The following is a 25,881-nucleotide window of genomic DNA, read 5'->3' as shown; positions in this document are numbered from 1 at the left end:
AAAAATTTTTTTTGATTTTGGAGGTTTCCGGTTTCCGGTTTTTAACCATGAATGAGCAGCATATTCAATCCCGACAAAAAGTTCACACAGTCGGATATTGCCAAGCTCCTTGGTATCAGTGAGAGGCAGGTTAGAAACCTTTTAAATCAAGGGGTTCTGCCTGCCGCCAAGGGGCGGAACGGCATGGATCCTTTAGCGTGTACCCATGCGTACATCAGCTATAAATCGCAAGCAAAACAGGTCGATTCAAAACCGGAAACCCCGGCAGAAAATGAAGAAGAGGACCTCGAGATTGAAAAGAAGCGGCTGGCCAACGAAGACAAGAAAGAAACCATCGCCATGAAGCGAGCCAAGCGGGTTTTGTTTGAGAAATCCTACGGCCCGATTCAGATCATTGTCGAGACCTTGCAACAGGTCAGTTCCCGTCTCACTTCCCGCCTTGATGGCCTGCTACCAAAGATGAAAAAAGTCTGGCCAGAGATGCCGCCAGAAGCCATCGAAGTCCTTGAGGCGGAAATCGCCGCTGTGTCAAATGAGTGTGCTGATGTTCGACCAGATTTCTCAGATTACATGGACGGCGATCCATTCGGCGGTCCAGCGTGGCTTGTCGGGGATGAAGCGGACACCGCCGGTTAGTGGTACGCAATGGGCGAATGAACATTACCGGCTGGCCTCAGGATCTTCACAAGATGAAGGTGCCTGGGTCACGTTGCCGTTTCAGGTCGCGATCCTGAACATGATGTGTAACCGGTCCATCCGCCGGTTAGCGTTTCAAAAATCGGCCCGCATCGGCTGGTCAAAAATGTTGGTGGCTGCGGTTTCATGTTTGCTGCATCAGTTCAAAACAAACACCGTGATTTACCAGCCAACGGATGATGATGCCAAAGGGTTCTGCATTGATGAGATAGACGGTGCCTGGGAAGAAATGCCAATCATCAGGCGGATCTTCCCGTACCTTAACGCCAGAGACCAAAACAACACCACCAAAAAGAAAGTCGGTCTCGGCTGGATTCTGGATATTTTAGGTGCTGCTACCCCGAAGAACATGCGGCGTATCACCAAAGCCGCCTTATTTGGCGACGAAGTGGACGGGTGGGACTGGGAGCTGGGCAAAGAAGGGGATCCAATTTCCCTTGCCCGCACCCGACTTGACGGTGCCGCGTTCCCAATGGAGCGCTGGGGAACGACGCCGACCAACGCCGGTGAATCCCATATCGAAAAACTGATGGCGGAGATGGAGCTGACATTCCGGTTCTATCTCCCTTGTCCGCATTGCGGCCATGAGCAGGTGCTGGAATGGGGCTCGGACGAAACCAAACACGGCTTCAAATGGGACAACAAGCAGCCGTCGATAGAGAAAAAAGCCAAAACGGCCCATTACCGCTGCATCGAGTGCGAGCAGGCGATTTATTACCGCGACCTGCTGAAGATGGAGAAAGCTGGCCGCTGGATGGCCGAAGATTTCACCTGGACCAAGGACGGGTTGGAGTTCTTTGACATAGACAATCAGCCCGTCAGCACCCCGGTCAGTGTCGGTATCCATTGCTGGGCGGCGTACAACACCACCATGACTGACGGTTGGGTTGGATTAGTTCGCGAGTACCTGACCAAGAAAAACGACCCGGCAAAACTCAAGACCTTTGTGAACCTCATTCTCGGCCAGCTCTGGGAAGGTGAGAACGGCGACAAGCTGGACTGGGAACAACTCAAAGCACGTCGCGAAATCTGGTGGGCCGGAGACCGGAAACAAAATCCGGTACCGGATCGCGCGGTGGTACTGACCGGTGGCATTGATACCCAGGATGACCGGATAGAGATGTTCATCTGGGCATGGGGAGCCGGTGAAGAGTGCTGGCTGGTTGACCATATTGTGCGTGTTGGCGACCTTTCTAGCCAGGTGCTGAAAGATACGGTCGGTAAAGAGCTAAACAATACCTACAAAAAGCGCAATGGGGCCGAAATGGACGTCCAGCTCTGGTGCTGGGATGCCATGGGGCACAAAACCGATGACGTGTATGAAATGAGCCGGAAACACGGCGTTCTCAGGGTCATCCCGATTCAGGGTGAAAACCAATACGGCAAGCCGATCCAAAACTTCCCGCGCAAGAAAAACAGCAAGAAAGTGTACCTGACCCGGCTGGGTACCGATGGTATCAAGCAAAGGCTGTACAGCCGGTTATGCCTGACACCCAACGGCAACGAGCCGGTACCGGGCTGCGTTCACTTCCCGATGGATGATGCCATTGCCGGGGATGAGTTTTTCAAACAGCTGTGCTCTGCCAACAAAAAGCTCGAGCACAGTAAGTCAGGTCGCCAGATGTGGCGCTGGATAAAGCAATACCACCCCTACGATGAAGCGCTGGATGGCTGGAACTATGCCTATGCCGCGTTAAACATCCTTATTCAAAAATTCGGCTTGGTGCTACAGGAGCCTGAGCCAGTTCAACAGAAGAAATCTTCCGGCCTCAGCATCGCTGAACTAGCCGCCAGACTTAAAGGTGGATAATGAGCTTACAAGCAAGACTGGATGAAGCGGAACACGCTTACCACCAGATTCAGACCGGAACCATGGCGGTGTCCATTCAAAAAGGAGACCGCCGGGTGGAGTACAACCGAGCGAACGTGCATGAACTGAGAGCCTATATTGACGATCTCAAAATGCAATTAGGCATCACCAATGTTCGGCGTCGCCGCCCAGCAGGAGTCGGATTCTAATGAAGAGCACCGGACTTCTGGCTCCAGATGGTCAGACACCATTACGAGAGGCGGTGTTTAGAGCTGGCGGTTCAGGGTTTGGTGGTCAGATGCGCGACTGGCATCCGCCGTCAAAATCAGTGGATGCCGCTTTACTGCCTGTCATGAAGCAGGCCAATGCCCGAACCGACGATGTGATCCGCAATAACGGTATTGCGGCAAACGGGATTCAAATCCACAAAGACCACATCATCGGCTCTGAATTTCGCCTCAGTTACAAACCTAATTGGCTCTTGCTCGGCATCAGGCCCGACAAAGGGTTTGTCCGGGAAGTGGAAGCCATCTTCCGTGACATTGCCGAGGATCCCAACTGCCTGATTGACGCTGAAGGCCGCCGAACGTTCACCATGATGATGCGCGAGGCTGTAGAAACGCATGCGTCAGCTGGTGAAATCATGGCGAAACCGGAATGGATAGGGCGGCGAAATTCGCCGTTTGCAACCTGCATCCGTATGGTCGCCCCTCGAAAGGTGAACAACCCAAACTACGCGATGGATAAACCGGACCTCAGGGGCGGGATGGACATCAACCGCTATGGCGCGGCGGAAGCGTTTTATATCGAAGAAGGTGCAGACAACTTTGGGGTTGCCAAAACATGGCGGCGGATCCCCAAGTACACCCGCACCGGCCGACTCGGCTTTCTGCATGTGTTTGAACCCTCCGAAGGTGGCCAGTGCCGTGGCGTCAATCGGTTCATGTCCAGTTTAGAGCAGCTCAAAATGCTCGATACGTTGCAGAACACGACGCTGCAGCGGGCTGTCGTCAATGCCATGTATGCCGCCAGCATTGAGTCTGAACTGGGCTCGGAGCAGGCCATGGAGTTCTTGTTTGGGGCCAACCAGCAGGATGGCTCTATTGAGCGGATGTTGATGGCCTACGGGGAATACTATTCGTCCAACGAAGTGAAATTCAACGGGGTGAAACTGCCCCACCTGATGCCTGGCGACAAGATCAACTTGCACAGCGCCGGAAACGCGGACAACGGGTTCTCAGCCCTGGAGCAGTCGATCATCCGATACATTGCGGCAGGCATAGGGGTCGATTACGCGCAGCTATCAAAAAACTACGCGCAGATGTCTTACAGCACCTTGCGGGCAGCCCATAACGACTCGTGGCGCTACTTCATGGGGCGCAGAAAAATCATTGCCAACCGGTTTGCCAGCCAAATCTTCACCCTGATTTTTGAAGAAATGCTGATACGCCGGTACATCACGCTGCCGAGTAAAGCCCGGTTTGGTTTCTATGACCGCCGCCACGCCTGGACGAAAAGTGACTGGATTGGCTCTGGCCGTCTGGCCATTGATGGATTGAAAGAAGTCAAGGAAGCGGTGCTGCGTATCGAAGCCGGGTTGTCGACTTACGAGAAAGAGCTGGCGTTGCTCGGTGAAGATTACCAGGAAACCTTCGAGCAGCAGGTTGCCGAGATGGAAGAGCGGAAAGCCAAAGGGCTACCGCCTCCAAGCTGGATGAAGCTGCAGGCGCTCGCCCCGGACAACCCAAACGAGAATCCCAATGAATAATTTACAACACCTCATCAGTAATACGTTCAACAGGCCGTTGGCGCTGGAGGCGGGTTATGCCCGGGTTTTCTTTTCGGCATTAAGCCAGCGGATGGGCAACGTGGTGCAACTGACTGATACCGACGGGGTGGTTCTGCTTGAGCGGGACATGGAAAAAGTCGCGTCGAGTTTTAGCCGGAGCCGCTCTGAAAACCGCAGCTACCAGATCATCAATGGCATTGCCGTTATCCCGATTGACGGGTCAATGGTGCACAAATACGGCTACGTCCGACCCTACTCAGGCATGACGGGGTACGACGGCATCGTGTACCGGCTGACCGAAGCGGTGAGTGATAAGGACGTGAAAGCCATCATGCTGGATATGCACACACCCGGTGGCATGGTCGCCGGGTGTTTTGATCTGGCTGACAAGATTGCCCAGCTCCGGCAAATCAAACCTATCTGGTCCTTGGGCTACGACATGCATACCAGTGCGGGGCAAATGGTGGCCAGCGCCTGCTCACGCCGCCTGATCACCCAAACCGGGATAGCTGGTTCGGTCGGCGTCATTATGGCCCACACCAACGTGGAAAAGATGCTGGCAAATGAAGGAGTGGAAATCACCCTGATCACTGCCGGGGATCACAAAGCGGATGGGCATCCTTACAAATCGCTGCCTAAGGATGTGAAGGAAAAATGGCAGCGAAATGTCGAGTCAGCCCGTCAGATGTTTGCCAGCAAGGCGGCGCAGTATATGGGCATGGATGTAAATAAAGTTTTGGCCACCGAAGCGGAGATCTACGAAGGTCAGGAAGCGGTGGATATTGGCTTCGCGGATGAAGTCGTAAACGGTCTGGATGCGATTCAGCTGATGGCTGAATCCTTCAAAAACAAATCAACCAACTTTGATATGGGAGCCTCCATGGAAATCACAGCTAACCCAAAAGCAGAAACCACCGGCAATGACACCAATGCCAACGTGACAGCCCCACAAGCCTCAGCCGATCTTGACCAGGGCCAGCAAGAGCAACCAGCCCCGGCAGTTGCGGCGGCACCAGAGAGCAACACAGACCCTGATCCTGCGACCGCCGAGCGTGAACGCTGCATGGGGATTCTGGGCCTGGAAGAAAGCAAAGGGCGAGAAGCACTGGCACACCAGTTGGCCAGCAACCCGAAAATTTCGGTGGAGGAAGCCAAGGCTTTTCTCGCCTCAGCACCAAAAAGTGCGGTCAGCCAGAATGATGCGGCGCTTCAGGTGCTCGCACAGGACCATGGTCAACCGCTTGGCCAGGATGTGAACTCCGCCGACGTTTCCGAAGAGCAGCAGAATATCAATTCTCTCGCTGCATCCTATACGCGTATTGATTAAAGGAAAGCGCAATGAGTGAAGTAACAGAATACACACCGGACGAGTTCCTGATTGGTCATCCGGTGACAACCCGCGCCACGATTAAAGCCGGTGAAACTTTCCCGTCCCGCACGCCGCTGATGTTCGACGCGACCGATACTGCTGCGCTGGTCAAATGGGACGGCACCCCGGGCAAAGCTATTGCGGTGTCAGCCCGTAACGTGACCGACTCCGGCTCAGAGCAGGTGTCGACGGTATACCCACAGGGCGGTTTCCGTATTGGTTTCGTGAACTGGCCGGACACTGTCACCACCGATAAAGCCAAGCGTGCAGCGTTCCTTGGCAGTGCCGTGTACGTCGACGACGAATACTAAGTCGTTCCCTTTAGAATTTAGAAAGAGCTTACTATGCCTGATAACTACACAACGCGTGAACTGCTGGGTGCTGTGACGCAAGCCGGTATTCGCCGTGACAACTTTTTCATGCGCTTCTTTTTCCGTGAGTCGTACACCTTCGCCACGGAAAAAGTCGACCTGGACATGATCCCGAACAAAACCAAGATTGCCGCCTATTGCTCACCGATGATTGGTGCAGCACCGGACCGCAATCAGGGTTTCAAAACCTCTACGTTTAAACCTGCCTACGTGAAATCCAAGCACATTGTGACGGCGAACCAGAGCATCAAACGCCGTCCGGGTGAGCCCGTGCGAGGCACCATGTCAGCCGGAGAACGACTAAACGCCGTCGTGATGCAGAACATGGACATCGAAGAGCAGGCGGTGCGTGACCGTGAAGAGCTGATGTGTGCCGAAATGGTGTATGACGGTAAAACGGTCATTGATAGCCCCTACATCGAAGAGCCTTATGAGATCGATGCCGGTCGTAACCCGGGTAACAACATCACGCTGCTCTCTGCCGCACAGTGGGCCAACCTAGACCGTGAAACATATGACATTGTTGCAGACATCACGAAGTGGGCAGCGCAGTCTGAAGGGCTGACGAACACAGTGATTGCGGATCCAAAAACGTGGGCACTGATGTGCGAGTTCAAGTCATTCAAAGACAAGCTCGAAACCCGCCGTGGGTCAAACTCCCAGCTGGAAACTGCGCTCAAAGACCTGGGGGCAACCGTTAGCATCAAAGGTAACCTGGGCGATGTGACCATCATTGTGGTTGATGAAGAGTACATTGACCGCGACGGTACCACCAAGAAAGTCCAGCGTGACTTCCACCTGATCCTGGCGCATACCTCCGTTCGCGGTGCCCGTCTGTATGGCCAGATTCAGGACCTGGATGCGCAAATGCAAGGCTTAGACGAAGCTGAGCGTTACGTTAAGGACTGGACCGAAGGCGGTGACCCGGCAGTGCGTCAAACCAAAACGGAATCGGCCCCGGCGATGTACTTGATTGATGTGAACAAAGTGGTGGTGGTTAAGGTGGGTTAACCCCTTAGCCAGCGGAGTGAAACCTAATGGGGCCTAGTGCCCCATTTTTTTGGGGCTAACGAAATGAGCCGTAAAGACAACCTGAAAAAACGTATTGATGCGCTGTGCCAAGAGCTGGGTATCGCCGATGTCCCGTATTCCGATACCTCATCAGAAGCGCAGCTCAATACCATGATTGATGAGCTGGAAGACAAGCTGCCCGGTGAGGATGAGTCCGATGATGAAGTCAATCAAGACAATGAAACTGGCACCGAAGCGGAAGCAGCTCACTCTGGAGATCTGGCCAGTGATGAAAGCCAGGAAACCCAGGGTGCGGATACGGGTCACACAGAAGTGTTGGTCGGTATTGGCGAGCTGCCAGATGGAGAGTCCGTAGATGAAGGCCCGGCACCTGAGGTCAATACAAATGACGACGGTGAAATGCAGGTACTGGTACTGAAAGCGTTTCAAAGCCACACCGGCAAACGGTCTGTTTTGCACAACGTCGGTGACAAGCCTTACCTGGATGAAGAAACAGCGATGGAAGCGGTTGAAGCCGGTCTGGCAAACCTGATCGCGACCCTGTAGAGGTGGTGTATGTTTGATTTTGAGTCTGCTTTGAAAAAAGCGGACAACATTATCTTTGAAACCTTTGCCAATGTGACCGTTACGATCGAAGGGAGAGATAACCCTGTTCCTGGCATTTTTGATAACCCATCAGCCATCAGTTCATTACCAGGCGGCGGCCAAATATCAGATAGAGACAATGAGCTATTCCTTCAAAGTCACAATGCATCTGGAATATCGCGAAGAACGCTAGTGACTCTGACATTTTCAGATGGCACGGTTAAAACTTACCAGGTTAAGAACCCAGAGCCCGATGGCACTGGCCTCGTGAAGCTGACGCTAGGGAATCATCATGGCGAGCAATCACAACGATCTCCTATTCCATATTGATCCCGAGGAACTTGAGGCTGTTAGGCAAATTCTCGGGGCGACAGAAAGCCAGGTTAAAGCGGCTTACAATCGTGCGCTTGGTCGAACCGCGCAAACATTGCGGAAGCTGTCTAAGTCTTTGGTCCGGGATGAGCTTCAGCCAAGAGCGATGAATAAGCTGCGAGAGCGTATCAAGTATTTTCGGATTCGCAGTACCAGCCAGTTGGAAAAACTGGATGAAATCAAATTGTGGTTTGGTCTTGATAATGTGCCGATAGGTATCTTAAAGGGCTCAATGAGACGTCTAGGCACCAAGAAAAAGCCAAAGGGGTCACGGTTTACGCCAAAGGGGAAACTACCTTCCAAGCAGTATGATCGTGGATTTATTGCTTCTCCATACGGAAATGGGAAGAAGTCTATCTATATGCGTACTACAAAGCATCGTTATCCTCTAGATGAGGCCAGCGTGGGGATTTCAGACTCCCTTCAAGTCTCAATCGAAGATGAAATTTTTGAGCGTTTGCCGGAAATATTCCTCAAGCATTTTGAAACCGACTTGAAAGGCCGTGTGAAGATGGGAATGAACAGGAAGAACTGGCATGAGTGATGGCATTCATTTAACCAACTATCACAGCAAAGTCAGGCAATGGCTGGCAGAGCAATTGGAGTGGGTTGAGTCTGTGGATTATTACCCGGAAACCAAAACCCAGCTGTCCACGCCCTGTTTGTTCTTTGCGGTGATGGACTGGGATCGGGCCGATGACCAGCCCATGAACGGGCAGCTGGCGGTCACATTGAATTGTGAAATCCTTGCTGTTCTTGGCATGGCCGATGAGCAGTTTCAGCTTGAAGTACGTAACGCGGCGATGGCCATTGGCCTGAAGGTGGAAGGCGCCCGTTTTGGTTTGCCGGTAGAACCTGCCGTGTTTATCAGCGCGGAACCTGATGGCTTCAATCCCGAGCTGGATGATTACGCGGTCTGGTCGATTCGGTTTAGCCAGAACGTGGAAGTGGGTGAGGATGCGTTCAAGCCGGAAGGACTGACGCCCGCGATGGTGCGGGTTGGCGTCGCGCCGAAGATTGGGGCGGCACATGAGGCGGATTACGTGCAGGTGGTACCGAATGAGTGATTTAAATTTGAATTTCATCATCCGGGATTTGCAGCGGCGGATGGCCAACATGATTCGCCGGGGGCGTGTCCACAGTGTTGATTTCACCCAGGTGCCGCCGCGGGTCAGGGTTGAGTATGCCAAAGGCGCGGTGACTGCCTGGTTACCCTGGGTGTCGGGCCGAGCCTCCAAAGACAGCCGATCGGATTGGGAACCATTGGCGGTCGGGGAGCAGGTGATCATTCTGTCAGAGTCTGGCGAATTGGCTGCCGGTGTGGTGATCCCCTCTCTGGCCGATGCGTCCAGCCCGGTACCGAGCACCTCGCCCGATGAGCATGTCAGCCGTTATGCCGATGGCACTGAGATCAAATACAACCGCGCCGAACACAAGCTTACCATTTCGCTGGGTAGTGACGGCAATGCTGAGCTCAACTGCAAAACGTTCTACATCAATGCGAATATCCAGCATGACGGCAACCAGACCACGACCGGTGACATGACCGTCCAAATGAATGTGACGGCGATAGAGCAGGTGAAAGGGAAGACGGTGACCGACGCCGTGCGGAGCATGGGCGACGACCGGGACATCTTTAACGGCCACACTCACCGCCACGGTGAACCCAACACCAGTGAGCCAAATTCGGAACAGTAAGGGCAGGTATGAAAGGGATGGATGCCGCGACAGGCCGCGCACTGAGCGGAATGGAGCACCTCAAACAGTCGGTGCGGGATATCCTCACCACGCCCATTGGCTCACGGGTAATGCGCCGTGACTACGGGAGCCGCCTGTTCGATTTGATTGATAACCCGGGTAACCCCGAAACGGTGGCGGACATTGTGGCAGAAAGTGCCCAGGCCCTGAAGAAGTGGGAAAAGCGGATTGAGGTGTCCCGGGTTCGGGTGACATCAGCTCGGCCGGGCTCGGTAATACTCACCATTGAGGGGAAATACAAACCCAATGGTGAGCCCATCACATTGGAAGGCATTGAGGTGAGTTAATGGCAGTCGTGAATGTAGACATGAGCCAACTGCCAAAACCTGCGGTGATAGAGCAGTTGGACTATGAACAAATCCTCCAGGAGTGGGTGGGGCGTTATCAGGCGATTGACCCTGACTACCAGGATGTGAACGAGTCTGATCCGGTTTACAAGCTGATGGAGGTTGCTGCGTTTCGTGAAATGGTGCTGCGTCAGCGCGTGAATGATGGTGCGCATGCCACGATGCTGGCGTATGCGACTGGCACCGACTTGGATATCCGAGGGGCTGATTTTGATGTGGAGCGCCTAGTGATTGATTACGGGGATCCCGAAGCCCTGCCGCCACGCCCGCGCATTATGGAGTCAGATGAAGCGTTTCGGTACCGGATACAGCTATCCAACCGGGCCAAGAACACGGCAGGCAGCGCGGATGATTATGAGTTCTGGGCGCTGTCAGCCGATGGCCGGGTAAAGAGTATTGCCACTGACTCCCCCAAAGGCACGTTAACGGTGACGGTGTCGGTGCTGTCCCATGAAGGGAACGGTACGGCCACCCCAGAGCTTCTCCAGTTGGTTGAAGACACGCTCACGCCAAAAGGCACAAGGCCGCTCAGTGATGAGGTGGTGGTGCAAAGTGCCCACATCAATGAGTTTGCGGTGGAGGCTGAATTAGAGCTGTTTTCGGGGCCGGACCAAGCGGAAGTGTTGAAGGCGGCGCGGCAAAAACTGGATGCCTGGTTAAGCGAATCCCATCGTCAGGGTCTGGATTTAACCCTGGATGGTTTTTATGCCGCGTTGCGTGTACCCGGGGTGTATAAGGTGCATTTAACCTCGCCGGCGGCCGACATCATCAATGACCGATTCAGTGCCGGGTTTGCCTCAAGCCTCACACTGACCGCGAGGGTGACCACGTGACGGGAAAAAGCCTGCTGCCACCCAATGCCAGCAAACATGAAAAAGACATCGAGGCGGTGATTTCACCGCCTCTTTCTTTTCCCAACCGTGATCTCTGGAACCCGGACAAATGCCCGGAGCACCTCCTGCCGCATCTGGCGTGGGCGTTGTCGGTGGATAACTGGGATTCTACCTGGCCAGTTGAGCTCAAGCGCAAGGTCATCAAAGACAGTCTGTATATACACCGGAAAAAGGGAACCCGGGATGCGGTCGAGCGGGCTGTAAGCGGCATCCGCGGGGATGACACCAAAATTACCGAGTGGTTTGAAGACAAAGCAAACCTGGCTCCGGGTGAGTTCACGGTGGATTACGTATCAACCGGAACCCCGGTTGACGGCTCTGATCTGGAAAAGCTCGTGCCAGCTATCAATGCGGCGAAAAATGTCCGCAGCACCTTAACCAAAGTCGCCATTACCAGCCGGGTGGAAGCGCCGGAAAAGCATGTTGCCGTGAGTCGGCAAGCGATGCAGCTGAAAGCGGGTCCGTGGATTATTTCCTCAATGGTGAGTTCGTCAAATAACGGTCTGGTTTGCATTTCACGCCAGGGTATACAGATAAAGTCCGGCCCGATACCGTTAGTGTTGGAGTAACAAACATGAGTCAACCCCCAGAGAATCAACAGCAATATGGCTCGATTCTGACCATCCTCGGCGAAAACGCCGAGCAGAACGGTAAGCTGAAGAACAAACAAATCACCTTCACCCATATTGCGATTGGTGATGCCAATGACACCTATGTGCAGCCTGATCGTAAACAGACCGCATTGGTCAATGAGCTGGCCCGTATCCCGGTGAATTCGGTGGATGTGCTACAGCCCACACCCGACAGCACCCCGATGCTAAAGGTCGAGGCGATTCTCCCTGATGATGTCAATGATCTGATTATCCGAGAATTTGCCGCCGTGGCGACGTTTGATGGGAATACCTACTTTCATGCGGTGGGCAACTGCGCTCGTATTTATGTACCCGCCCCGATCAATAACGGTAACGTCAGCACGCCGGTGACATTGGAGATGATCTTTGTCATTACCAGTGCAGAGCCAATTATTGAAATTGATCCTAATGTGGTGATAGCAAGCCGCGATTGGGTTAATAAAAAAGTAGAAACTAGAACAGAGACGGTTGGTGCTTTTACAGATATTCCTAAAAAGGATATTAATGCTACACACATTATTACACGAGGCTACAATCATCCTGGCGACAAAGGTAATGCAGAATTCACCCATACAGGTCAAATCAAGCAAGAGGAAGCGGGACAGACTTATCTAAATATAGGTTTGGTTTATGACCAATTAGGCCGAGAGTTTGAGATAATTAGCAGTCCCTTAAATTATCGGCAGTTTGGAGCTGTTCTAGATGGTCAATCTCCCGTCATGCGTCAAATTAAAGATTGTCATGATTGTGCAAACTTAAAGAAACTTCCAGTTGTCAATGAAGATGGGATAGCGTTAATTGATGATAGTTATTTGGCGGTTATCAATACTAATGTTGACTGGGGAATGACAGAGTTTGTCATACATGAAGATGTTGGCCGTCCTGCGACATGGGATTTTCCGGTTTTGTTTCGTGCTGAAGGTAATCCTCTTTCTGATTTTAATGGTGCGCTCAATCATACTGAGTTTTATGAAACATCTAGTCATGTTGCTAGCCTTTCATCGCTACACAATGCTTATGTTTTCATTGAGTCCGATCTTGAACATATAAAAAGAAAACCTGAAAGTACGACATTTATTTACAAGAAAGAACCTAATCGTGTTGTTAAGAACGGAGAGTTAAATAAGCCGCTTAGATTTGATTACTCAGGTGCAACAAGTCTGTCAGTAAAATATAGGAACCTAGAGGAAAGCTATATTACAATAAAGGGCGGGTTTATTGACCTAAACAGAAGTCCGAGTCATGTATTTCTCGATATAGCAAGAAATAATACGATTTGGGAATTGATTGGTTTCAAGGATAAAACTCAGTCAGATGAGCTAAATATTCGAGCTACGATGAAAATTACTCATGCAGCGGATATTCGGTTGATTAATGTTAATGGAGAAGCACCAACAAGATTGGAAGGTACGGAAGGGACGTATGGTTTAAGTGGCAACGGTATTGTTGACCTTCAAATGGAAAACATTAATGGTTATTGTGGCTGGGGTTTTTCTGGGTTTAATAATATTAATGGGTTGTCATTAAAAGGTTCAAAAATAAACCGTATAGATTGTCATTTCGGCCTATGGGACTTTTATGCAGAGGACACCCATTTCAAAGAGTGGGGAGTCATGGTTGGTAATGGCGGTGGTTACTTGAAATTGAAGAATTGTTCTAGATTCTTTGGCAAGTCAACCAAGCTCAATGCCTCTCAGTATGGGTATAAATCAGTTGTGCAATTCCGTCCTGACTATGGCGCTGAATGGCGTGGTAATATTGATATTGATGGTTTGACATTGATTATCGACTCTAATATGCCCGTCACAGATATTATTAAAATTGTTGATTTTGTTTCTAATGGGGATTATGGCGCCAAACAAATAACTGAATGGGGGAGAAATATTAACGTTCAGAATGTGGTCATTAATGCACCAGACAGCCATTTGAATCGTCATGAGTTCGGTGTTGTTTGTGTCGATTACAATAAAAAGGCCATTACTACTGGCGTTCGACTACCAGCACGAATTGTTGTCGATAACGTTAATTATTCAAAGGAAAATGCAAAGGCATATATATCAGCGGTCAATGGGCCTAATGATAAGTATGTAAAAATGCCGGTTGAATCTGAGTCGGTGCTATCCGGTGCTCATAATTCAGTTTGGTGTATATCGAGAATTTTTAATGCTAATCGAAATCCGTTTCATGATGATGGTATACCAGGGGCAGAAACGTTAATTCAGTATGATCCGATACCCGACGATAGAAACATTAATTCAGACAGAATTAAATTACGGGCGATAGTTACAGATTGCACCATGTTTGACGTGGAAGTTACTGTTGACCATCTCATAGAAGTTCACGGAGGATCATGTATTTCATATGACGCAAATTCTGGAGGTTTAGTTTCAGAGGGCGAGGCATGGTTTTATGGCTCACAGATCATACCATTACCAAGCCGAACGTCTGGTAATGCAGAATTCTCTCTCCATCATCTACGTGATTGCACAATAGTAAAAACAGCTACCCAATATATTCCGACAAACTGTTTAAGTTCAAAAGGAACATTGGTGGAAAAAGGCGCAGCGTATGATTGGGTAAGCCCCGCCGATTTGTTTCATGGATATGTTAAAGCGAATGCACGATATGAGTCTGTAGACTCGGTTTAAATCATTGTAGGTTACAAACCCCGCTCCGGCGGGGTTTTTTATTACCCGACGAATAGGAATTAGCTATGACGCAATTTCTCCATGGTGTGGAAGTCATCGAAATTGATGACGGCTCACGCCCGATTCAAACCGTAAAATCAGCCGTCATTGGTTTGGTTGGTACGGCCCCAGGGGCAGCATCTGCCGTTGCGGCCTCGCTCACCCTGGGTAGTGTCATCCTCAATGATGGCTTGGTGTTTACCGCGAAAAAGGCAGGCACGGAAGGCAACGCCATCAGCGTGGAAATCCTTCCCCAGTCAGAAGCCTCTGCTGCGCTTGCCGTCACGGTAGATGGAAACAAAATCAAGATTGTCCTGGGCACGGATGCCGATGCGGCATTAACGTCCACTGCAGATGAAGTGAAAGCGGCCATTGAAGCCGAAGCGGCAGTTGCTGCGCTGGTTTCTGTGGCCGTGCTGGGTGATGGCAGTGGTGATGTGGCGGCAACGCCGCGTACTTACCTGACTGGCGGCGAGAATGAACCTTTCCCGCTGTATAAGCCTGTTGCCGTGGCAGGTAGCCGTAAGCGTGCTGAAGGTCTTGGTGTTGGCGGTACGCTACCCGCGGCCATTGATGACATCTTTGACCAAACAGGTGCTTTGGTCATTGTGGTTCGTGCCGAAGAAGGTGCGGATGATGCAGCTACCCAAGCAAACGTCATTAAGGCTATGCAAGGTTGGCTTGATAGCCAAACCGAAACCGGATACACCCCGCGCATTCTGATCGCCCCTGAGTTTAGCCAGGTGGATGCGGTATCGAGTGAAGGGGAAGCCAAAGCCAAACGCCTGCGCGCTATCTTCTACTCAGATTGCGAGCGAACCGCGACGTACACTGATGCGATCAAACGCGCACGTCAGTTCGGTGAGCGGGTTGAAGTGACCTGGCCATGGGTGCGTGTGTTCGACACCGAGTTGGCCAAAGAGATTGATCGTCCCTATTCCGCCCGGGCGGCAGGTCTTCGTGCCCGCATCGATGCAGAGAAAGGTTTCTGGTGGTCGAAGTCGAACCAGCAGGTCTATGGCATTGTGGGGACATCCCAACCCGTCGACTGGTCGTTGGGGGACGCGAATACCACGGCGAACATGCTGAACGAAAACAAGGTCAGCACCATCATCCGTGAAGGGGGCTTTCGTCACTGGGGGAACCGCACCTGCAGTGTGGATCCGAAATGGACGTTTGAGCAGACCCGCCGAACGGCAGACATTATCAACGACAGCGTCCAGCGCTCGCACATGTGGGCCGTAGACCGCAACATCACCAAGACCTACGTCGATGACGTGATTGCAGGGGTGAATGCCTACCTGCGTGAATTAAAGGCGCTCGGGGCGATTCTTGGCGGGGAATGTTGGGCGGATAAAGAGCTGAACACACCTGCGACCATTCAAAAAGGCCTGGTGTACTTTGATTTTGATTTCTGCCCGCCGTATCCGGCTGAGCACATCGTGTTCCGCAGCCGCTTAAACAATGATTATCTGGAAGAGGTATTTAGCTGATGGCAGGGGACAACTTACTGAGCCGCTGGGCTATCTGGGTCGATGGTGTCGGCAAAGCCGGTAATGCCAAAGAGTACACGCCACCGGTGCTTGAGGTGCTGACCTCTGACTTTCAGGCCGGTGATATGGACATGCCGATCCCTGTGGATGATGGCATGGCGGGCATGGAGTCCAGCTTTTCCCTGTTCGGGGTGGATATTACCGTGTTGCCGCTGTTCGGGTTGCGCCAGGGATCACGCACGGCGGTGTCGGTGCGCTCTACCTATACCGACCTGTACGGTAACAGTTATGACCTGGTTGAAGAGTTGGGTGGCATGATCACCAAGATTGAGCGTGACACCCAGGACACCGGCAGCCAACGTGACAAGGCCATGAAAGTGACCATGAAACTGGATTACTACAAAGTGGTGCGGTCCGGCGCCGTGCTGATTGAAATTGACCCGGTTAACCACGTTCGCAAATTGGGCGGCATCGATGTCCTTGAGGGCATCCGCGGCATCCTGCAACTCGCCTAATACCCTGCGACCGCGGTTGCATTCGTTTTTATGGCCGCTTATGCGGCCTTTTTTATTGGAGTGACATCATGACATACCCAGCTGCTGAAAAAACAGAAGTGAAACTGGACTATCCCGTGACGGTAGGCAGCCAGACCATTGAGGTGCTTGCCCTGCGCCGTCCTAAGGTTCGCGATCAGCTGATTGCGAACAAACAGAACAAGATCGACGCCGACAAAGAAGTGCATTTAATGGCGCTGTTAGCCGAAGTGGACCCCGCCGTGATCCAGGAGCTGGATATGGATGATTACACGGAGGTGCAAAAAGTCATCGTGGGTTTTCGCCAGAAGCGCTTAGCGAGCGGCACATCCAGCGAGGGTTGATCGCGTTGGCCAGCTACACGGGCTGGTCACTCTCTGAATTGTTGGATCTGCCGTTGAACACGTTCACGGAATTCATTGAACTGCTGCCTAAAAAGGAAAAGTCTGATGGTCACGCAAAATCTTAAAACGGTGGTCACCCTTGGCGGTACCGTGGATGGCAGTTTCAATAAAATGGGCTCTGCGTTCAATGAGTCTATGGGGAAGGCAACCAAAACGGTCAAGGAGCTCGAGCGGGAGCAGGGCAAGCTCACCAAATCGATCCGGAAGTCAAAATTAGCCGGTGCCGATGTCAGCTTGCTCACCCGCCGGTATCAGCAGTTGGGTGAGGAGCTGGATGATGCCAGGGTAAAAGCGGAGGCCTTTGAAGAAGCGTCCGGGCTGGGCGACCGCTTACTCGGGATTGGCGCGGCAGGTGCGGCTGCCGTGGGGGGTATCTGGGCCACGACCACGGCGATCACCGGCTTAATGACCGTCACCAATGACAGCACTGCCACCATGGCGGGGATGGCCAAGTCCTACGACATGAGCATTGAGCGCTTCCAGGCATGGAGTGGGGTCGCCCAGCAGGCAGGCCTGAACGGGGAGCACATTGGCGACCTGATTGAAGAGCTCAGCAACAAGTTCGGTGAGTTCAAAGCCCTGGGCGAACAGTCATCGGTGGCGGATGTGTTTGGGGCGTTGGGGATCGATGAAGCCATGATGGAAGGCATGGCGGCGGCCGACCAGTTTGAGTTCATCATGGCACGCCTGCAAGGGGTGACGGATAAGCAGCAAGCTGCCTCTTTAGCTGACATGCTCTTTGGCGGTGAAGGGAACAAGGTCACCACCTATATCCGCAATACGGGGAAAAGCCTGAATGCGTTGCTGGATGAGCAGCGCCAGTTCAACATGCTGACCGAGGAAGGTGCGAGAGGTGCGGTCGCGTATGGCCAGTCATTCAAAAACCTCAGAACGGTCATCAGTTCAGCCTGGCAAGAAATCTCAGGCATCGTTGGCGGTGAAATGGCGGGCGATATCCAACAGCTTGGCCAAACTGTCAGCCAGTACGTCCGGGAGAACAAGGAGGACGTGGTCGGCACATTAAAAACGATGGTCTACGGTGCCAAAGATTTTGCCGTGGTCGTGTGGAATGTGGGCGCCACGGTTAACCGGGTGGTGCAGATCTTCGGTGGCTGGGAAACGGTGGGCCTGGCGGTTGCCTCCCTGCTGGCTGGCAAGTTGGTGATGGGGCTGGGCAGTATGATAGCCACCGGATACCAGGCGGTTAAAGTCATCGGTGCGATGAAAGTCGGGATGGCTGGCTTTAATGCGGTCATGGCCGCCAACCCGATTGGGTTAACCGTGGCAGCGGTGGGGGCGTTGATTTTTGCCGGCACGCAGCTTTATCAAAACTGGGATGCTGTCACAGGGTGGTTTAGCGAAAAACTGACCTGGTTTAAGACCGAGTTCCCGTCCACGTTCAATGTCATCAAGACGCTGTTTGATTGGTCGCCCCTGGGGCTGATTGTTAATCATTGGTCGCCGATCACGGGATTCTTTACTGATCTCTGGGGTGGCATCACCGGGATCTTCGATGCGAGCCTCGCCAGGATCTCAGGCATTTGGGACACCGTCAGCGGCTGGATGGACTCGCTGACGTTCTGGGAGAGCGATTCCCCGGCACCGCAGGTGAAATCTTATCACCAGGTCCAGCAGGAAGCTGCGCAAAGCCGGACCGTTGCCGCCATCAACAGTTCCTATCCCGCCAGTAAAGGCCATACGGTACACCAGAGCGTGGGTGAAATCAAAGTGTATGCGGCCCCGGGGCAATCCCCGGCAGACGTGGCGCAGGCTGTTCACTCTCAGCTTGGTGGTTACCAGGACAGTGCGCTCTATGATTTACCGGAGGCAGGCTAATGGCTCAAGTGATGTTGTCCCTGGGCGGCTTCAAGTTCCACATTGATGCCGCCGCTTACAATGAACTGGTCAGAACGTGGCAGTGGCGCTGGCATGCCCAGTCTCGCATTGGCCAGTCTGATCTGCTGCAGTACACCGGCAAAGCCGCCGTGAAGATTTCGCTGAACGGGCAAATCGCGACCACGTTCCGGGAGGTTGGCACCCATCAGATTGAGAAATTGGCCGCAATGGGCAATGAGTACAGACCTCAGCTGCTCGTCAGCGGCCTTGGCGATGTCATGGGATATTGGGTGATGACGGATTTAAGTGAAACCAATACCAAATTCATCAAAGGTGGCCTGCCAAGGCGCCAGTCGTTTACTCTGGAGTTAGCATTTTATGGCGATGACCTACAGAACCCGTGAAGGGGACATGCTTGATGCCATTTGCTGGCGTCATTACGGGCGGGAAAACGCCGTGATTGAGGTGCTAAACGCCAATCCGGGTCTGGCTGACCGTGGGACTATTCTGCCAAGCGGCATTCAAATTACGCTGCCTGACCTGCCGCCCCCCGTTGCTAAGGAGTCCTCGAGCTTATGGGATTAGATTACCGTCCGGATTTTTCCCTCTCCGCGGATGGCAACGACATCACAGCTGCCATCCAACGAAACCTGATCAGCTTAACCCTAACGGATAATGCCGGTAGCGAGTCGGATCGCCTTGCCATTACCGTGAGCCTGCCTGACACCGTGGCCACCCCGAAGAAAGGGGCTGTCCTGCGCCTGGGGTTGGGGTTTAATGGTGAGTTGATTGATAAAGGGCAGTTTGTGGTGGATGAGGTGACCTCCAGTGGCCCACCCAGACGGGTGCAGATAGTGGCGAACGCCGCCCCGATGGATAACCGCAAGCAGCCCGGGAGTTTGCAGACCCAGAAAACCCGCAGTTTCGATGACGTTACCCTGGGGGATTTAGTGAAAACCGTCGTGTCTGAGCACGGCCTGGTGCCGCGGGTCAGCAGCGAGCTGGCCAGCATCACGCTGACCCATATTGATCAGGTCGGTGAGAGTGACATGAACCTGCTTACCCGGTTGGCGAAGCGCTATGGGGCAGTCAGCAAGCCTGCAAATGGCTATTGGCTATTTCTGAAAGTGGGGGAAGGGAAATCAGCATCAGGAAAAGCACTAAAGAACATCACACTCCACCCTCACCAAGTGGCGACCTGGCAGTGTCGGTTCAGCAGCCGGAATGATGTCCGCCGGGTGGTGGCGACCTACCATGACCTGGAGAGCGGCGATACGAAGGAAGTCTCGACAGGAATCGGTGAGCCTGAATTCAAGATTGTTTATACATATCCGAACTATGAGGAAGCCAAAGCTGCAGTGGTTGCTCGCGCCAAGCAGGTTAAAGCTGGCAGTGATACGCTGGACGTCACCCTGCCAGCAAGAGCATCACTGATGGCACTGGTTGCTGAAGGTCATGTAACCCTAGATGGCTTCGGTGATGTGGAAGACGGGAAATGGCGCGTTAAGGCGGTTGAGTGGTCACTTAGTGAAACCGGGCTGCAGCTGAGGATTTCTGGTGACCACGGCGCCAGCTAAGAAGAAATCTACATTATTTAAATAGCCCCATTTTAGCCCCACGGGATAGGGGTTAATAAATAAGGTTATGATTTTAAAGTATTTATATCCTATCTTACCGGATATGTTCGAAACTTGGTACAAGATGGCAAGCTTGTTCCAACTTGTCTTGGATTTTAACCCAATTATCACCCACCACTTAAAGGTTGATGACTTCCAAAAAGGCTTCGACGCCTTGCGTAGCGGGCGTTCTGGCAAGGTTATCCTTGATTGGGAATAAGATTTAGAACACTCCGAAAGCTCGCTTTTTCATTTCCACTGTTTTGTATGCATAAACAGTAAAATGGAAGAGGCGGAACGTTATTTAGCCCCACGAAGGGTTCCATTTTGGTCCCACGGATTGTCCCAGCATGCCGTACGTTGGGGTGTGTGACTGATATATGGGTACCCGTTTTGTAAGATCATCACTTATACGGTGCCGCTTTAAGCGAGAAACGATAATCTACCTTCCTTTAGTCATAAGGATCTACACTGACTCATAAGACTTCCGACTGTGTACTTGTCATACTTAGAAGAGGTAAACCTCTTTATGACCCTAATTTCAAGATTTTATAAGTCATCAGAAATACCGGCGAGACAGTGGTTTCTATGGCTACCTATTAGACGAGGGAGATAGACACGATGCCATACAAATTGAACACTATTATTTGTAGTACTCGCCTTGGTCGAATTGGTCCATCAATTGCCCGATGGTTTGATGAATTTGCCAATCAACATGATGAGTTCAATAGCAACTTGGTTGATTTAGCAGACGTTGGACTACCAATGTACGATGAACCCAATCATCCATCTTTAAAACAATACCAAAACAGCCACACTAAGGCATGGTCGCGATCCGTTGAAGCGGCTGATGCATTCGTTTTTGTTTTACCCGAGTACAACTACTGCCCACCGCCAAGCTATTTTAATGCACTCGATTATGTGTACAAGGAGTGGAATTATAAGCCCTGCGGTTTTGTGAGTTACGGAGGTGTATCGGGAGGCCTGCGTTCAGCACAATTGGCAAAACAATTGGCGACCACAGTAAAAATGATGCCAATGATGGAGGGCGTGATGGTACAAATGGCCAGCTCCCTGATTGATGAAAATGGTAATTTTAGTCCAGCCAAACACCATGAATCATCGGCAACAGCCATGCTGAATGAATTGGCAAAATGGACCCGAGCCCTTAAAACCATTCGATAGGAGCTTTTCATAAAGCCAGTAATGACGATTGGTGAAAAAACACATTTTATTTTCATGGGTATTCTGGCTCGTAAACTAAAATTGGCAAGCAGATAGCCAATAAAGCCCTCAACATGAACTGAATGTTCAGAAACCCACTATGGCTATACTACTAGTAATTGTCGGCAAACTAGCTAAGGCACACTTGAAGAAGAGTGTGGGAGATGTCGTGATGTTAAGTCGAAACCAGTTTATCCTGGATTGCCTTAATGCTGTCCAAGACGGACAGGAAGCAATTAAAGAGATTGTTGCTGAGGCAGTGTCTGACCCTTTAAAAGTCGTTACGGTTCTTGGTGAGAAAAAGCATGCGGGAATTTATCCGCTGTATCAATTTTAGATGCCATTATCTTTGCAGTGTGACCCAACCTCACCAGTTCACGAGCCCAATAATGGGAAGCTCCACAGGCTTCCATCCCGACAATGGCTGGCGGGATATTGGCAAAGGTCGAAAGGACTTTAGAGCGAGTTATTGTTTTATGGATCAGTACCTTTCCTTGCTCATCTTCGCCGTGGATACTGAACGAATGTTTGGCTAAATCAATGCCATAAATTGATAGTGACATGGTGTCCTCCAAGGACGGTAGTCAGACTTACCCAGTGTGGCAGAGCCTGATGAGGGGGAGTCCATGTCATTCGTTATACCGCTTTAACTTAGGCACAGAGCACCGTATCAAGTGAGTGTTAGATCTAGTTTACAAAAAAACCGTCAGATGACGGCTTTTAAATTAATTATCAGTAGCTTAAGCACAGCACTTTTTGTATTTTTTCCCACTTCCGCAAATGCATGGCTCATTACGGTTTGGTGTTTTGTCATAGGTAATAGTTTTAGGCTTGTTTAATAGCGTATCAAGCTCAACTGTGCTCTCTGGTTGGTTTGAGTCTATGACAATATGGGCCACTATTGAGTGCTCAGAAAGCAATGTTTCGATCTCTGCTTTACGAGCCTCGGTTGGGACGACAACATTGATTGGAGCTTCTTCAGTGCCTGCTTTTACATCACGATTTACGTTGTAGCCTGAAATGACGTGGTTTTGTCTAGCATCGATTCGACCTTTGAAAAATAGTTTGGACATTTGAAACTCACTGATGATTGGTGTGGTGTAATTTGGCCGCGATTATACGGGACTATGGCAATTGATAAAGAAGTTCCTACGTTGTGCATCGGTTCACGATATCGCAAACGGTTCAATAGGGGCTGCCAGCGCGTGGCGCTCTCAGTTGTTCAAATCAGTAGTTGTGATTACGGTTTTGATTTTGAGTTCAGGGTTTTGCGTTGTCAGCCCTTTAACCGGGCTACATGGACTCCTCTAGGTTGTCAACAACAGTGTCAGGTGATGGACGGTTTGGGACTGCCGCTCTATATTCGGTCTGTTTATTAGCTTTTGATGCCATGACCCTGTGACCCTACGCGGTTGCGGTTCCTCATTCGTTAGAAGGCTCTACAGTACCCGCCGCATTATCAGCTCTCCCGCAAAAGGTCTTAACCTTACATCATCATTGGCTATTGCAATGACCTGGAGAAGTCAGCTATTCCGTTAGAAAACAGCTTGGTTTTATATAGGTTGGTATTCGGTGTTGTTACTGAGCAGCGACCATAGTATCCGAGTATTTTGGGCGACCAGAGCAACAATGGCCCGTTTAAAACCCCGCCGCTCGGCTTCAGATGCCATTATCTCTGCAGTGTGGCACAACTTAACCCGTTCACGAGCCCACTAATGGGAAGCTCCGCATGCTTCCATTCCAACAATGGATGGGGGATAGTGGCAAACGTTGAGAGGACTTTTGAGCGAGTTATTGTTTTATAGAACAGTACCTTGCCTTGCTCATCTTCACCGTGGATACTGAACGAATGTTTGGCCAAATCAATGCCATAGACAGATGGTGGTATTCAGGCAAAGCCTTGTAAGTTTCACCTGTAGAGAGGCGTGAGTGCCTATCCATAACCTTCCCATTACCTCTGCCCATAAACCGTCCTGTGCTATCGCTAACAACGGGCTTTCAGACCCGTTTTATTATGGGGTGATGCCACTGGCAGAAACTGATATACTCCACGCTCATCACGAAAAGTCGTTCAGGCAGGAAGCGTGGCTTTGACCCTGAAACGGCTTTTTTAATGCTTGAAAGACCTAATTATTGGAACAGTACATTGATTTCAACAGCTAACATCACAATGCAGTTTGGCGATAAGCCTCTGTTTGAGAACATTTCCGTTAAATTTGGTGAAGGTAACCGTTACGGCCTGATCGGTGCGAACGGTTGCGGTAAGTCGACGTTCATGAAAATTCTTGGCGGCGAACTGGAGCCTTCTGCCGGTACTGTTTCCAAGGATCCTAATGAACGCATGGCGAAACTGGGCCAGGACCAGTTTGCATTTGAAGCGTACACCGTTGTTGATACCGTGATCATGGGTCACAAAGAACTGTGGAAAATCAAAGAAGAGCGTGACCGTATTTACGCAATGCCGGAAATGTCTGAAGACGACGGTATGCGTGTTGCGGACCTGGAAGTAGAATTCGCCGAAATGGACGGTTACTCTGCTGAAGCGCGTGCCGGTGAGCTGCTGCTGGGTCTGGGTATTCCTGAAGATCTGCATTTCGGTCTGATGAGTGCAGTTGCTCCGGGCCTGAAAGTTCGTGTTCTGTTGGCGCAGGTTCTGTTTGCTGACCCGGAAATCATGCTGCTTGACGAACCGACGAACAACCTGGATATCCACACGATTGCCTGGTTGGAGCGCGTTCTGCTTGAGCGTAACTGCACCATGATTATTATTTCGCACGACCGTCACTTCCTGAACAGCGTTTGTACACACATGGCTGACCTGGATTACGGTGCACTGCGCTTGTTCCCTGGTAACTATGATGAGTACATGGTTGCGGCGACTCAGGCGCGTGAGCGTCTGCTGGCTGATAACGCGAAGAAAAAAGCACAAATTGCAGAGCTGAATACCTTCGTGAGCCGCTTCTCTGCTAACGCCTCTAAAGCTAAACAGGCGACTTCACGTCTGAAGCAGATCGACAAGATCCAGCTGGAAGAAGTGAAAGCGTCAAGCCGTCAGAACCCGTTCATCCGTTTCGAGCAGGAAAAAGAACTGTTCCGTAACGCGCTGGAAGTGGAAGGTCTGAAACAGGGCTACGGTGACAACATCCTGATTAACGGCGTTAACCTGATGGTTGAAGTGGGTGAGCGCATTGCGATCATTGGTGAGAACGGTATTGGTAAATCCACGTTCCTGAATACGCTGGCCGGTGCAATGGAACCGATGTCAGGTATGGTGAAGTGGTCTGAAAATGCCAATATTGGCTTCTACGCGCAGGATCACTCTGCAGACTTCGATACCGATATGAACCTGCTGGACTGGATGGGTCAGTGGAAAAATGAAGGCGAAGATGAGCAGACCGTTCGTGGTATTCTGGGTCGTATGCTGTTCTCACAAAATGACATCAAGAAATCTGTACGTGTGATTTCTGGTGGTGAGCAAGGCCGTATGCTGTTTGGTAAGCTGATTATGCAACGACCAAACATCCTGCTGATGGATGAGCCAACCAACCACATGGATATGGAATCTATCGAATCGCTGAACCTGGCGCTGGAAAACTACAAAGGCACACTGCTGTTTGTTTCCCATGACCGTCAGTTTGTATCGTCTATCGCGACGCGTATCATCGAAATCACGAAAGACGGTATTGAAGACTTCCACGGTACTTACGATGAGTACCTGGCGAAGAAAGGCCTGGAAGGCTAATTTTCAATACGCTTAACTGTATGTCGTCATCGACGAGCTAAAGCCGCCTTATGGGCGGCTTTTTAACACAGGCGGGTTTCGACGAGTCAGACTGATAAAATCAAACGTTACAGAGCGCAAACCATTGCGCTTAATTAAGTGGAGCCAAAATGAAAATCTGGGTCGATGCTGATGCCTGTCCAAATGTCATCAAAGAAATTCTGTTTCGAGCGGCAAATCGGGTAGGTATCCCAGTGACACTGGTAGCCAATCAGTTCATTCGTGTGCCGCCTTCCCCGCACATTAAGTCCATTCAGGTCGAATCCGGCTTTGATGTGGCAGACAATTATATTGTTCAGCAGGCAGAGCAGGGTGATTTGGTTATCACTGCCGATATTCCGCTGGCAGACGAAGTGATTACGAAAGGAGCGTTAGCTCTTAATCCCCGTGGCGAAATGTATACCAAAGACACCATAAAGCAGCGCCTGCAAATGCGTGACTTTATGGAAACCATGCGCAGTTCCGGTATCCAGACCGGTGGACCGGCTCCTCTGAGTCAGGCCGACCGTCAGAACTTCGGTAACCAGCTGGATCGGTACCTGAGCCGCTATAAAAAGGCGTAATCTTACTTCGGCCTGAATGGCGAGCCAGTCATAGCCATCATTGCTGTAGAGCTGTAGAGCTGTAGAGCTGTAGAGCTGTAGAGCTGTAGA

General features: G+C 51.3%; 27 protein-coding genes and 2 pseudogenes. 27 read left to right on the top strand and 2 right to left on the bottom strand.

Annotated features, from left to right (window positions below; translation table 11 throughout):
• Window positions 1–51: 51 nt before the first annotated feature.
• The 25 genes and pseudogenes from C9I92_RS01120 (at window position 52) to C9I92_RS01000 (ending at window position 21,408) form a co-directional block, all read left to right on the top strand.
• Complete coding sequence (locus C9I92_RS01120) at window positions 52–636, top strand: helix-turn-helix domain-containing protein (protein WP_047885568.1); 585 nt, start codon at window positions 52–54, stop codon at window positions 634–636.
• On the top strand, window positions 545–2,506 hold the full coding sequence (locus C9I92_RS01115; protein WP_248827382.1) for a phage terminase large subunit family protein: 1,962 nt from the start codon (window positions 545–547) through the stop codon (window positions 2,504–2,506). The genes C9I92_RS01120 and C9I92_RS01115 overlap by 92 nt, the downstream gene beginning before the upstream one ends.
• Window positions 2,506–2,715: a gpW family head-tail joining protein gene (gene gpW, locus C9I92_RS01110; protein WP_047885566.1), complete on the top strand. Its 210-nt coding sequence runs from the start codon at window positions 2,506–2,508 to the stop codon at window positions 2,713–2,715. Before C9I92_RS01115 ends, gpW begins: the two co-directional genes overlap by 1 nt.
• Complete coding sequence (locus C9I92_RS01105) at window positions 2,715–4,274, top strand: phage portal protein (protein ID WP_047885565.1); 1,560 nt, start codon at window positions 2,715–2,717, stop codon at window positions 4,272–4,274. The genes gpW and C9I92_RS01105 overlap by 1 nt, the downstream gene beginning before the upstream one ends.
• Complete coding sequence (locus C9I92_RS01100) at window positions 4,267–5,622, top strand: S49 family peptidase (RefSeq protein WP_047885564.1); 1,356 nt, start codon at window positions 4,267–4,269, stop codon at window positions 5,620–5,622. Before C9I92_RS01105 ends, C9I92_RS01100 begins: the two co-directional genes overlap by 8 nt.
• Window positions 5,623–5,633: 11 nt before the next feature.
• A complete protein-coding gene (locus C9I92_RS01095; protein ID WP_053061845.1) occupies window positions 5,634–5,975 on the top strand; it encodes a head decoration protein in 342 nt (113 codons plus the stop codon).
• A 33-nt stretch (window positions 5,976–6,008) separates the two neighbouring features.
• A complete protein-coding gene (locus tag C9I92_RS01090) occupies window positions 6,009–7,046 on the top strand; it encodes a major capsid protein (RefSeq protein ID WP_047885563.1) in 1,038 nt (345 codons plus the stop codon).
• 63 nt (window positions 7,047–7,109) lie between these two features.
• On the top strand, window positions 7,110–7,613 hold the full coding sequence (locus C9I92_RS01085) for a hypothetical protein (RefSeq protein WP_047885562.1): 504 nt from the start codon (window positions 7,110–7,112) through the stop codon (window positions 7,611–7,613).
• Window positions 7,614–7,622: 9 nt separating this feature from the next.
• Window positions 7,623–7,982: a head-tail joining protein gene (locus C9I92_RS01080; RefSeq protein ID WP_107193795.1), complete on the top strand. Its 360-nt coding sequence runs from the start codon at window positions 7,623–7,625 to the stop codon at window positions 7,980–7,982.
• Window positions 7,945–8,568 (top strand): phage tail protein, encoded by a 624-nt coding sequence (locus C9I92_RS01075; RefSeq protein ID WP_047885561.1) that lies wholly within the window; start codon window positions 7,945–7,947, stop codon window positions 8,566–8,568. The genes C9I92_RS01080 and C9I92_RS01075 overlap by 38 nt, the downstream gene beginning before the upstream one ends.
• Window positions 8,561–9,091: a hypothetical protein gene (locus C9I92_RS01070; protein ID WP_047885560.1), complete on the top strand. Its 531-nt coding sequence runs from the start codon at window positions 8,561–8,563 to the stop codon at window positions 9,089–9,091. Before C9I92_RS01075 ends, C9I92_RS01070 begins: the two co-directional genes overlap by 8 nt.
• Window positions 9,084–9,722: a phage baseplate assembly protein V gene (locus C9I92_RS01065; protein WP_047885559.1), complete on the top strand. Its 639-nt coding sequence runs from the start codon at window positions 9,084–9,086 to the stop codon at window positions 9,720–9,722. The genes C9I92_RS01070 and C9I92_RS01065 overlap by 8 nt, the downstream gene beginning before the upstream one ends.
• 8 nt (window positions 9,723–9,730) lie before the next feature.
• A complete protein-coding gene (locus C9I92_RS01060; RefSeq protein WP_047885558.1) occupies window positions 9,731–10,069 on the top strand; it encodes a GPW/gp25 family protein in 339 nt (112 codons plus the stop codon).
• Entirely contained in the window at window positions 10,069–10,962 is an 894-nt protein-coding gene (locus C9I92_RS01055; protein WP_047885557.1) for a baseplate assembly protein, read from the top strand. The genes C9I92_RS01060 and C9I92_RS01055 overlap by 1 nt, the downstream gene beginning before the upstream one ends.
• The gene (locus C9I92_RS01050; RefSeq protein ID WP_047885556.1) at window positions 10,959–11,591 is read left to right on the top strand and encodes a phage tail protein I; all 633 of its coding nucleotides are present in this window, start codon (window positions 10,959–10,961) and stop codon (window positions 11,589–11,591) included. The genes C9I92_RS01055 and C9I92_RS01050 overlap by 4 nt, the downstream gene beginning before the upstream one ends.
• A gap of 5 nt (window positions 11,592–11,596) precedes the next feature.
• The gene (locus tag C9I92_RS01045) at window positions 11,597–14,302 is read left to right on the top strand and encodes a phage tail protein (protein ID WP_053061844.1); all 2,706 of its coding nucleotides are present in this window, start codon (window positions 11,597–11,599) and stop codon (window positions 14,300–14,302) included.
• Window positions 14,303–14,367: 65 nt separating this feature from the next.
• Window positions 14,368–15,834, top strand: a complete 1,467-nt coding sequence (locus C9I92_RS01040) for a phage tail sheath C-terminal domain-containing protein (protein WP_047885555.1) — start codon at window positions 14,368–14,370, stop codon at window positions 15,832–15,834.
• A complete protein-coding gene (locus C9I92_RS01035) occupies window positions 15,834–16,349 on the top strand; it encodes a phage major tail tube protein (RefSeq protein ID WP_047885554.1) in 516 nt (171 codons plus the stop codon). The genes C9I92_RS01040 and C9I92_RS01035 overlap by 1 nt, the downstream gene beginning before the upstream one ends.
• Before the next feature lie 68 nt (window positions 16,350–16,417).
• Entirely contained in the window at window positions 16,418–16,711 is a 294-nt protein-coding gene (locus C9I92_RS01030) for a phage tail assembly protein (protein WP_047885553.1), read from the top strand.
• A gap of 105 nt (window positions 16,712–16,816) precedes the next feature.
• Window positions 16,817–18,607: a phage tail tape measure protein gene (locus tag C9I92_RS01025; protein WP_047885552.1), complete on the top strand. Its 1,791-nt coding sequence runs from the start codon at window positions 16,817–16,819 to the stop codon at window positions 18,605–18,607.
• Complete coding sequence (locus C9I92_RS01020) at window positions 18,607–19,011, top strand: phage tail protein (RefSeq protein ID WP_047885551.1); 405 nt, start codon at window positions 18,607–18,609, stop codon at window positions 19,009–19,011. The genes C9I92_RS01025 and C9I92_RS01020 overlap by 1 nt, the downstream gene beginning before the upstream one ends.
• On the top strand, window positions 18,986–19,192 hold the full coding sequence (locus tag C9I92_RS01015) for a tail protein X (protein ID WP_047885550.1): 207 nt from the start codon (window positions 18,986–18,988) through the stop codon (window positions 19,190–19,192). The genes C9I92_RS01020 and C9I92_RS01015 overlap by 26 nt, the downstream gene beginning before the upstream one ends.
• Window positions 19,183–20,184 (top strand): contractile injection system protein, VgrG/Pvc8 family, encoded by a 1,002-nt coding sequence (locus C9I92_RS01010; RefSeq protein WP_047885549.1) that lies wholly within the window; start codon window positions 19,183–19,185, stop codon window positions 20,182–20,184. Before C9I92_RS01015 ends, C9I92_RS01010 begins: the two co-directional genes overlap by 10 nt.
• A gap of 100 nt (window positions 20,185–20,284) precedes the next feature.
• A pseudogene (gene tdh, locus C9I92_RS01005) lies at window positions 20,285–20,443 on the top strand (L-threonine 3-dehydrogenase); the annotation flags it as partial.
• Window positions 20,444–20,844: 401 nt separating this feature from the next.
• Window positions 20,845–21,408, top strand: coding sequence for an NADPH-dependent FMN reductase (locus C9I92_RS01000; RefSeq protein WP_047885548.1), 564 nt, complete (start codon window positions 20,845–20,847; stop codon window positions 21,406–21,408).
• Window positions 21,409–21,779: 371 nt separating this feature from the next.
• On the opposite strand, the pseudogene C9I92_RS00995 reads toward C9I92_RS01000, so the two are convergent.
• Window positions 21,780–22,010 (bottom strand): annotated as a pseudogene (locus C9I92_RS00995) (IS110 family transposase); the annotation flags it as partial.
• 177 nt (window positions 22,011–22,187) lie between these two features.
• Window positions 22,188–22,520: a PBPRA1643 family SWIM/SEC-C metal-binding motif protein gene (locus C9I92_RS00990; RefSeq protein ID WP_047885546.1), complete on the bottom strand. Its 333-nt coding sequence runs from the start codon at window positions 22,518–22,520 to the stop codon at window positions 22,188–22,190.
• A 1,073-nt stretch (window positions 22,521–23,593) separates the two neighbouring features.
• On the opposite strand from C9I92_RS00990, the gene C9I92_RS00985 reads away from it, so the two are divergent.
• Complete coding sequence (locus C9I92_RS00985) at window positions 23,594–25,189, top strand: ABC-F family ATPase (protein ID WP_047885712.1); 1,596 nt, start codon at window positions 23,594–23,596, stop codon at window positions 25,187–25,189.
• A gap of 149 nt (window positions 25,190–25,338) precedes the next feature.
• Entirely contained in the window at window positions 25,339–25,791 is a 453-nt protein-coding gene (locus tag C9I92_RS00980; RefSeq protein ID WP_047885545.1) for a YaiI/YqxD family protein, read from the top strand.
• The last annotated feature ends 90 nt before the right edge of the window (window positions 25,792–25,881 follow it).

Origin of the sequence: Photobacterium ganghwense, from assembly GCF_003025595.1 — a bacterium.
GTDB lineage: Bacteria > Pseudomonadota > Gammaproteobacteria > Enterobacterales > Vibrionaceae > Photobacterium > Photobacterium ganghwense.
The sequence above is the reverse complement of the archived record's forward strand: the minus strand, read 5'-3'. Positions and strand labels throughout refer to the sequence as shown.

Excerpts from the sequence above, each read along its gene's own strand:
- C9I92_RS01120 (WP_047885568.1), top strand. The coding sequence starts at position 52 with ATGAGCAGCATATTCAATCCCGACAAAAAGTTCACACAGTCGGATATT.
- C9I92_RS01115 (WP_248827382.1), top strand. The coding sequence starts at position 545 with ATGTTCGACCAGATTTCTCAGATTACATGGACGGCGATCCATTCGGCG.
- gpW (WP_047885566.1), top strand. The coding sequence starts at position 2,506 with ATGAGCTTACAAGCAAGACTGGATGAAGCGGAACACGCTTACCACCAG.
- C9I92_RS01105 (WP_047885565.1), top strand. The coding sequence starts at position 2,715 with ATGAAGAGCACCGGACTTCTGGCTCCAGATGGTCAGACACCATTACGA.
- C9I92_RS01100 (WP_047885564.1), top strand. The coding sequence starts at position 4,267 with ATGAATAATTTACAACACCTCATCAGTAATACGTTCAACAGGCCGTTG.
- C9I92_RS01095 (WP_053061845.1), top strand. The coding sequence starts at position 5,634 with ATGAGTGAAGTAACAGAATACACACCGGACGAGTTCCTGATTGGTCAT.
- C9I92_RS01090 (WP_047885563.1), top strand. The coding sequence starts at position 6,009 with ATGCCTGATAACTACACAACGCGTGAACTGCTGGGTGCTGTGACGCAA.
- C9I92_RS01085 (WP_047885562.1), top strand. The coding sequence starts at position 7,110 with ATGAGCCGTAAAGACAACCTGAAAAAACGTATTGATGCGCTGTGCCAA.
- C9I92_RS01080 (WP_107193795.1), top strand. The coding sequence starts at position 7,623 with ATGTTTGATTTTGAGTCTGCTTTGAAAAAAGCGGACAACATTATCTTT.
- C9I92_RS01075 (WP_047885561.1), top strand. The coding sequence starts at position 7,945 with ATGGCGAGCAATCACAACGATCTCCTATTCCATATTGATCCCGAGGAA.
- C9I92_RS01070 (WP_047885560.1), top strand. The coding sequence starts at position 8,561 with ATGAGTGATGGCATTCATTTAACCAACTATCACAGCAAAGTCAGGCAA.
- C9I92_RS01065 (WP_047885559.1), top strand. The coding sequence starts at position 9,084 with ATGAGTGATTTAAATTTGAATTTCATCATCCGGGATTTGCAGCGGCGG.
- C9I92_RS01060 (WP_047885558.1), top strand. The coding sequence starts at position 9,731 with ATGAAAGGGATGGATGCCGCGACAGGCCGCGCACTGAGCGGAATGGAG.
- C9I92_RS01055 (WP_047885557.1), top strand. The coding sequence starts at position 10,069 with ATGGCAGTCGTGAATGTAGACATGAGCCAACTGCCAAAACCTGCGGTG.
- C9I92_RS01045 (WP_053061844.1), top strand. The coding sequence starts at position 11,597 with ATGAGTCAACCCCCAGAGAATCAACAGCAATATGGCTCGATTCTGACC.
- C9I92_RS01040 (WP_047885555.1), top strand. The coding sequence starts at position 14,368 with ATGACGCAATTTCTCCATGGTGTGGAAGTCATCGAAATTGATGACGGC.
- C9I92_RS01035 (WP_047885554.1), top strand. The coding sequence starts at position 15,834 with ATGGCAGGGGACAACTTACTGAGCCGCTGGGCTATCTGGGTCGATGGT.
- C9I92_RS01030 (WP_047885553.1), top strand. The coding sequence starts at position 16,418 with ATGACATACCCAGCTGCTGAAAAAACAGAAGTGAAACTGGACTATCCC.
- C9I92_RS01025 (WP_047885552.1), top strand. The coding sequence starts at position 16,817 with ATGGTCACGCAAAATCTTAAAACGGTGGTCACCCTTGGCGGTACCGTG.
- C9I92_RS01020 (WP_047885551.1), top strand. The coding sequence starts at position 18,607 with ATGGCTCAAGTGATGTTGTCCCTGGGCGGCTTCAAGTTCCACATTGAT.
- C9I92_RS01015 (WP_047885550.1), top strand. The coding sequence starts at position 18,986 with ATGGCGATGACCTACAGAACCCGTGAAGGGGACATGCTTGATGCCATT.
- C9I92_RS01010 (WP_047885549.1), top strand. The coding sequence starts at position 19,183 with ATGGGATTAGATTACCGTCCGGATTTTTCCCTCTCCGCGGATGGCAAC.
- C9I92_RS01000 (WP_047885548.1), top strand. The coding sequence starts at position 20,845 with ATGCCATACAAATTGAACACTATTATTTGTAGTACTCGCCTTGGTCGA.
- C9I92_RS00990 (WP_047885546.1), bottom strand. The coding sequence starts at position 22,520 with ATGTCCAAACTATTTTTCAAAGGTCGAATCGATGCTAGACAAAACCAC.
- C9I92_RS00980 (WP_047885545.1), top strand. The coding sequence starts at position 25,339 with ATGAAAATCTGGGTCGATGCTGATGCCTGTCCAAATGTCATCAAAGAA.